The organism is Petralouisia muris (assembly GCF_004793545.1).
GTDB lineage: Bacteria > Bacillota > Clostridia > Lachnospirales > Lachnospiraceae > Petralouisia > Petralouisia muris.
In genome coordinates this window covers 1-4627 of record NZ_SRYA01000156.1, presented here as the reverse complement: position 1 = coordinate 4627, position 4627 = coordinate 1, and the positions used below count along the sequence as shown (strand labels likewise).

Below are 4627 nucleotides of genomic sequence, written 5' to 3'. Positions count from 1 at the left end.
AAGATAATCATTCACATCTAACTGCTCATTGCTGAAGAAATACACATCTTTGCTGGCCTGTAGCATATTATTTCGATTTCTAATATTGCACAGTGTCGCTACTGCTTTGAGATACTTGCCCTCTGTATCAACATTTACCGCATATCGGACAAGTGCATCTGATAAAACCTTTGCTGACGCTCTCGCACTCAAACCCTCAATATCATCAATCCACCGTTTGCCGTCATACCTCATAAAATCTTTTCGTGACGGGTTATATCTGTGCCTGTCCTTAAAAACATCTGCAAATAGCCGCCCGAAGCCTTTATCTGATGTTTCATACCGTTCAGCGTGTAAATCCTTTAACACCTGTTCTAGCGGCTTTCTTGCCGTTTCTGCGGCTCTATAGCGGTACTGTGAACCGCCGTACACTCCCTTACGGTTTTTTTAACGGTACTCTGTTCTTGCTGTAGCATCTTCTCAAACTCCTGTTTGCTGTGTCCTGCGCTGAAATAATCCGTTATATCCGCTTTAGGCGTGTCTGGCATAGGTACAATGATTTTACTGCTCTTTGCAGCCGTTTTAATGTCGTTCTGAATAGTTTCAGCAACACGCTTTCCGGCTTCGTCATTGTCTGCAAGAATATAAACATCTGCCCCCTGCACCAATGTAGCAAAATCCGATTGCCAATCATTCACACCGCCATAAGTAAAAGCTGTGCAGCCTTGCTTTATGAGCGTATCGGCGTCTTTTTCGCCCTCTGGTATGAATATGGGTTTATCCTCTGCAATCGCCTTATTTATGGCTTGTAGGCTTCCATAAATGGCTTTATAACTCTTTCTGCCTACATCATGCCCCGAACCATATGTAAAACGGTCATTCTGCAATTTGCCATAAACGCACATCTTTAATCCGGGCATAATCTCTAATATCTTTATTTTTCAATAAAAGTTACCTCTCTTTCTTAGATTGTGATTGACATTCCTTGCAAGATAATGTATATTCTAATTGATAACAATATTGTTTTTGTTATCTGATTAAATCATATCACGCTATTTTAATCAGAACAAGTGTTTTATCGTATAATTTTAATTTTGATAACTTTTATATTTTTGTTATCAAATAAAATTGAGAGGTGCAGAATATGAGTTATAATGCCGACACGTTAAAAAAACTGTATCAAAAAGAATGTTTAGAACGTCGCAAAATAAATCTTGTGAGATTGCGTAAAGAAATTGCCGAATTATCTCCAACAGAATTTAGTAAACAAATAGGAATACAAAAGTCTAATTTATCTTCTTTGGAAAATGGCGATAGGGATTTATCTCTGTTTAATATCCAAGCATATAAAGCCTATTTTCTTGAAAGGTATAAACTAAATATATCTACCGATTATTTGCTAGGATATACAAGCGTTATCGAAAATAAAGAAATGAATACTAGTGATGATTTAGGATTAAGCGGAAAATCAATAGAAGTATTAAAAAGTTGGAGAAAATTAAAAGAAAACCCTGAACGGTTTGCGGTTGCTTATGGTGCTACAGATATTGACACCTTAAATCTATTACTTGAAGACTACCACTATTTACAATCTAATGCCAATAAAAAAGGACTTTACGCAGGATTTTCAATTTTCCACTATATCGGGAATTATATTTTTTCTGAACACTTTAAAAGATGCCCAACTGAAACCATTAAATATGAGCATAAATCCACTAACCCGGAAATAGGCAATTCTTTAGATGATTTGAATATTGGAGATGTTGTAAGGGTCAATGGTAATGAGCACACTATTTTGAGTTTACATGCTTATGACAAATGTAATCTTAAAGCAGATTCTGATAAATTGGCTATTTACAATATGCAAGACAGCGAAGAAATCTATAGCATTACTTTTCAAGATATGCTTAAGGCTTATAGCAAAGAAAACATTATTAAAATCGTTGATAGAGTAAAAAAACGAATACAAGGGAGTGACGATTGATGAAGTTACCTAATGGCTTTGGCTCTGTCTATAAGCTATCTGGCAACCGCAGAAAGCCTTATAGAGCGATTGTAACGAAACAATGGCAGATAGACACAGAAACAGGCAAATGGAAGCAGAAACGCAAAACCATAGGCTATTATGAGAATAAAAAAGAAGCCTTGCAAGCACTGGCAGATTATAATAAATCTCCATATGATGTAGACTCTTCAAAGGTTACATTTCAAGAAGTTTTTGAGCGTTGAAGTGAAGAACACTTTCCCACCGTATCAGAAAGCAATGCAAAAGGCTATCGGGCAGCTTATTTATTATGTGAGCCTATCGCAAATAAACGCATGGTAGATGTGAAACTGGATGATTTACAGTATATTGCCGATACCTCCGGCAAGAATACGCCTACCCTACGCAAATACAAGGTTCTTGTAGGTTTGATGTTCAAATATGCGGTTATCCATGACATAATACCGCCCGACATGAACAAAACACAATATATAGATATAAAGAAAGCAGGAAACCCCAACGCATACAACAGAGAGCCATTCAGTAAAGCAGAGATAGAAAAAGTTTGGAAATGGAAAGATACGAACGGTTACTTTAACGTGATTTTAATGCTGATATACTCCGGCTGTAGAATATCTGAATTACTGGATTTAAAGAAAGAACACGTTAATATAAAAGAGCGTTGGTTTGATGTGACTGCATCCAAAACAGAAGCCGGAATAAGGAAAGTGCCAATTTCGGATAAAGTGCTACCTTTCTTTGAATACTGGTACAATCTGAATGATTGCGAATATCTTTTAAATACACCAGAGGGCAAGCATTTTGAATACAGAAATTATTATGACAGCTACTGGAAACCGTTAATAGAACAGTTAGGAATGAGCCACCGTCCACACGATACAAGGCACACTTGCATTTCATTACTTGCTGAAGCCGGAGTTGATGATAGAATGGTTAAAAAAATTGTAGGTCACAAAGGGCAGGGGGTAACGCAACAGGTATATACCCATTTTGAGATACAAGCCCTTTTAGATGCCATAAACAAAATTTGAGGAAAGGAGTTGATGCAGATTGATTGTAGCAAATAAAAAGGCTCTACAGTACCGCAAATACCATAGAGCCGCTACCCAGTAACCGCCTATCAAAACAATTAAAGGGAGTATGTTCATTGTAGCATACTTCCCTACCAAAAGAAAGGAAGATTTTACAATGAGTAAGAACGAAATAATTGATATCGCTTTTACGGCACAGTGCAAATTGGAACTGATACGAACAGTTATAGAAACGCTTATCAACATGGTAAAGAATAACGGAAATATTAAGACACCAGAACAGGCTATGAATTTTGCATACATTCAAGGCACTATTGATGATTTTCTCCATATCACGCATGACGGTGTACATTTTGCCATCCAAACATTGGACAACTTACAGAAAGGCAGTGTTGCTGATGAATAGAACCGACATAGCAAAGGCAATAGCCGAAGATTTACTAAATAATGATGCACTGGACGAACATAATTTCTCTTATGATACTGCTGCCATTCTTGAATATGTCCAGAATATCATTTTAGAGCATTTAAAGGATTATTCCTTGCTGTCTGGCACAATTTTCTAAATATAAGGAATAACCGTTACATAAAACCGTATTAGAGGGTGTCTGTAAAATGCAGATGCCCTTTATTCATTCCAAAAAGAAACCGCTACCTCATTTTGGATAACGGTTTCTCTTAGCTAACGGCTTTCACATCACTTTTTAACTAAAATTTTTACACTTAACAAAACATTTACTATCAGGGATACTAAAAACGCCATAGATAAAAATCTTTGCTTTTTCAAAACTGTGTGAAGAATTTCAGTCGCTAAATTTTCTTGCTTTTTCATCATCTTTCACCACCTTTCCTTATTGATATTGAAATTATCTCATAAAAAAAAATTTATAAAAGTCCGTTATTGGCTCAATAATGGACGCATAATGGGTACATAAAGGACACTTTATGTTATTTCTTAATCATCTAGGAAATCACCGCTTATGCGTTTTCCCTATAATCCGCCGTACTTCTGATGTTTTCATACAATGTATATTCCTGCTGCCTGTCACGTCATTTACATAACCCTTTTTCAGATAAATAAAATATCCCTCGTCTTTGGTATAGGATAAATCTTCTATCATTTCATAATATTTTCTTGGCACTTGCCACTTTTCAAGCATCCGCTCCTGTTCCGCACTAAAGCCCTGCTTTTTCTCTGCCATTCTGCTTGTACCGTCCGCAAGGTCATTACACACAAGCATATAAAGATATTCATTGACGCTTGCCCCTATTTCAGAACATATTTTCTTTATCCTGTCCTTTTCGCCTTTGGGAATCACAAGGTTTATCCTGTCGTAATGCTCTTTGATATGCCGGTTCTTATACGCTGTTCTATCCATGAAAACACCGCCCTTTTCTTAATAACCGCATTATACAAAAGTCTTACGCAAGACACAAGGTTTTTATGCTCTCGTTTGTGTGCTACTTGTGTGCTATGTGTGTGCTACGCTTCAAAATTCAGCACTTTTTACCACAATTTTAGAAAACTTTAGATTAAAGAAAACCCTTGAAAATACTCAATGTCATTAACTTAAGGAATCTTTTACATTTGAATTGTAAAAGGTTCCTTTTT

General features: G+C 36.4%; 8 protein-coding genes and 1 pseudogene. 5 read left to right on the top strand and 4 right to left on the bottom strand.

The genetic code is table 11. From position 1 onward, the window contains the following. Positions 1–348, bottom strand: a pseudogene (locus E5329_RS28330) (nucleoside triphosphatase); the annotation flags it as partial. A gap of 5 nt (positions 349–353) precedes the next feature. Continuing rightward, positions 354–899 carry a toprim domain-containing protein gene (locus E5329_RS28325; protein ID WP_135992468.1) on the bottom strand — a complete coding sequence of 182 codons (546 nt, stop codon included), beginning with the start codon at positions 897–899 and terminating at the stop codon, positions 354–356. A 224-nt stretch (positions 900–1123) separates the two neighbouring features. Between E5329_RS28325 and E5329_RS28320 the strand changes: the two genes are divergently transcribed. The 5 genes from E5329_RS28320 (at position 1124) to E5329_RS30220 (ending at position 3581) form a co-directional block, all read left to right on the top strand. Then, positions 1124–1963 carry a helix-turn-helix domain-containing protein gene (locus tag E5329_RS28320; RefSeq protein ID WP_135992467.1) on the top strand — a complete coding sequence of 280 codons (840 nt, stop codon included), beginning with the start codon at positions 1124–1126 and terminating at the stop codon, positions 1961–1963. Continuing rightward, positions 1963–2208, top strand: a complete 246-nt coding sequence (locus E5329_RS31985) for a hypothetical protein (RefSeq protein ID WP_330572414.1) — start codon at positions 1963–1965, stop codon at positions 2206–2208. The genes E5329_RS28320 and E5329_RS31985 overlap by 1 nt, the downstream gene beginning before the upstream one ends. Before the next feature lie 90 nt (positions 2209–2298). Next, positions 2299–3015 (top strand): tyrosine-type recombinase/integrase, encoded by a 717-nt coding sequence (locus tag E5329_RS28315; protein WP_330572413.1) that lies wholly within the window; start codon positions 2299–2301, stop codon positions 3013–3015. Between the two features lie 157 nt (positions 3016–3172). Then, positions 3173–3421 (top strand): hypothetical protein, encoded by a 249-nt coding sequence (locus tag E5329_RS28310; RefSeq protein WP_135992466.1) that lies wholly within the window; start codon positions 3173–3175, stop codon positions 3419–3421. Further along, complete coding sequence (locus E5329_RS30220) at positions 3414–3581, top strand: hypothetical protein (protein ID WP_168356811.1); 168 nt, start codon at positions 3414–3416, stop codon at positions 3579–3581. Before E5329_RS28310 ends, E5329_RS30220 begins: the two co-directional genes overlap by 8 nt. A gap of 131 nt (positions 3582–3712) precedes the next feature. Here the strand turns inward: E5329_RS30220 and E5329_RS30215 are convergent, their stop codons facing one another. Next, positions 3713–3850: a hypothetical protein gene (locus E5329_RS30215; RefSeq protein ID WP_168356810.1), complete on the bottom strand. Its 138-nt coding sequence runs from the start codon at positions 3848–3850 to the stop codon at positions 3713–3715. Positions 3851–3986: 136 nt separating this feature from the next. Beyond that, complete coding sequence (locus E5329_RS28305; RefSeq protein WP_135992465.1) at positions 3987–4394, bottom strand: hypothetical protein; 408 nt, start codon at positions 4392–4394, stop codon at positions 3987–3989. Positions 4395–4627: the final 233 nt, after the last annotated feature.

Excerpts from the sequence above, each read along its gene's own strand:
- E5329_RS28310 (WP_135992466.1), top strand. The coding sequence starts at position 3,173 with ATGAGTAAGAACGAAATAATTGATATCGCTTTTACGGCACAGTGCAAA.
- E5329_RS30220 (WP_168356811.1), top strand. The coding sequence starts at position 3,414 with ATGAATAGAACCGACATAGCAAAGGCAATAGCCGAAGATTTACTAAAT.
- E5329_RS28305 (WP_135992465.1), bottom strand. The coding sequence starts at position 4,394 with ATGGATAGAACAGCGTATAAGAACCGGCATATCAAAGAGCATTACGAC.
- E5329_RS31985 (WP_330572414.1), top strand. The coding sequence starts at position 1,963 with ATGAAGTTACCTAATGGCTTTGGCTCTGTCTATAAGCTATCTGGCAAC.
- E5329_RS28320 (WP_135992467.1), top strand. The coding sequence starts at position 1,124 with ATGAGTTATAATGCCGACACGTTAAAAAAACTGTATCAAAAAGAATGT.
- E5329_RS30215 (WP_168356810.1), bottom strand. The coding sequence starts at position 3,850 with ATGATGAAAAAGCAAGAAAATTTAGCGACTGAAATTCTTCACACAGTT.
- E5329_RS28325 (WP_135992468.1), bottom strand. The coding sequence starts at position 899 with ATGCCCGGATTAAAGATGTGCGTTTATGGCAAATTGCAGAATGACCGT.
- E5329_RS28315 (WP_330572413.1), top strand. The coding sequence starts at position 2,299 with ATGGTAGATGTGAAACTGGATGATTTACAGTATATTGCCGATACCTCC.